General features: G+C 59.5%; 1 protein-coding gene. It reads right to left on the reverse strand.

What is annotated here, in order from left to right; translation table 11 throughout:
• The coding region (locus tag FVF58_RS50990; protein WP_149676985.1) for an IS110 family RNA-guided transposase at positions 1 to 1,298 on the reverse strand (1,298 nt) is incomplete at its 3' end.
• Between the last annotated feature and the right edge of the window lie 237 nt (positions 1,299 to 1,535).

A 1,535-nucleotide genomic window follows, 5' to 3' on the forward strand; every position in this document is an offset into this window, starting at 1 on the left:
TTCAGGACCCGTTGTCGGTAGCGCTCTTCGTAATATTCGGCGCCGGGATCAACGTACTCCATCCCGTAGCGCAACGTGTTGTAGAACAACACTGCTACCTTGCGAGCCGTCGCAGTGACAGCCTTTGCCTTGCCGATCCGCGCGGAAAGGCGTCGGTAGAAGCCACCCAGTGCAGTGTCCGTCTTGCCGATCGTGACGGCGGCGAGACGCAGTGCAGCCGCAGCCTTGCTGGCAGAGCGACGGGTTTTGGAGGACAGTACCTTGCCACCGGAAATCTTGTTGCCTGGCGCCAGACACAACCACGACGTGAAGTGCTTTACCGTGGGCCATCGCGACATGTCCGTGCCGCATTCGGCGACCAGTTTCAGCGCAAGGTACGGTCCGAGTCCGTGGATCTGCGTGAGGTCCACGCCGAGCAGGCCATACAGCTCGGCACGCACGTCGAACGAGAAGCCATTTGACTGCTTGCTCCGGCGACGCGCGGCGGGTAGCGGATTAGTCACCGGATCCACATTTGCCTTCAGCTGCCTGATCACGAGTTCAATCCGCTCGTCGCATTGTTTCACCTGGGTTTGGTAAAAATCGTACAGTGCAACCGCCTGGGTCAGTTCGAACACATGTTCGTCCTGGTAGTTGCCGACAAGTGCATCGCGAATCGTTTCGACTGACGCCTTGCAGCGGACGTCACGATATCGGGCGAGTTCTTGCGGATTGCGTTCGCCGGCGACGATCGAGCGGATGATCTTCATGCCGGTAGCGCCGGTAATGTCCTGCACGACATGATGAAGTTGCAGGTTCATCTGCATCAGCGCCTTCTGCATGTGCTGGATATGTGCTGCAGCATACTCGAGCAGTCGCTCGCGTTGACGCAGATAGGCACGTAACGTCGCGATGTCATGCCGGGGGCGGAAGCTGGCTCGCAGCAGCCCGTATGCATGTAGTTTCTGCAGCCACTGTGCGTCGTTGACGTCAGTCTTTCGGCCCGGGACCGTCTTCACGTCTCGAGCGTTCACCAGCACCACTTCGAAGCCGTGCGCTTCCAGCACTTCGAACGCGGGAATCCAATAGACACCAGTCGATTCCATGGCGATCGTAGTGACCCCCACTTGCCTGAGCCACTCCGCAAGCGCGTGAAGCTCCTGAGTGAAACTGCGGAATGACCTGACCGGTTGGGGGTCGCGTTCGGGTCCGACTGCCACAACGTGAAACTGCGCGCCAATGTCTATCGCCGCGGCATGTGGATGGACTACTGCAATCTGCGCCGTGCCGCCGGCGCGCTGGGACTTCGTTGACTTCATGTCAGCCCTCCGACAGGGGTAGGGTCAGAGGGCGGGACAGCGGGATGGATCACTTTCCTGAACGGGATCGCCTGTCGGCGTCACCAATGCTGGGTCCGCATCAGTCCCTGGACCATGTTTTTTAACGGGATAAATCACCAAAAAGGTGGCGGCCGCTCCCCCTGAGGCTCCTGAGTATAGCGAAGGCCGGGAGTTTCTGCCTTTCGGGCAGGGGCGTGCCCCTTCGGATGTTTTTTA

Origin of the sequence: Paraburkholderia panacisoli (genome assembly GCF_008369935.1) — a bacterium.
Taxonomy (GTDB): domain Bacteria; phylum Pseudomonadota; class Gammaproteobacteria; order Burkholderiales; family Burkholderiaceae; genus Paraburkholderia; species Paraburkholderia panacisoli.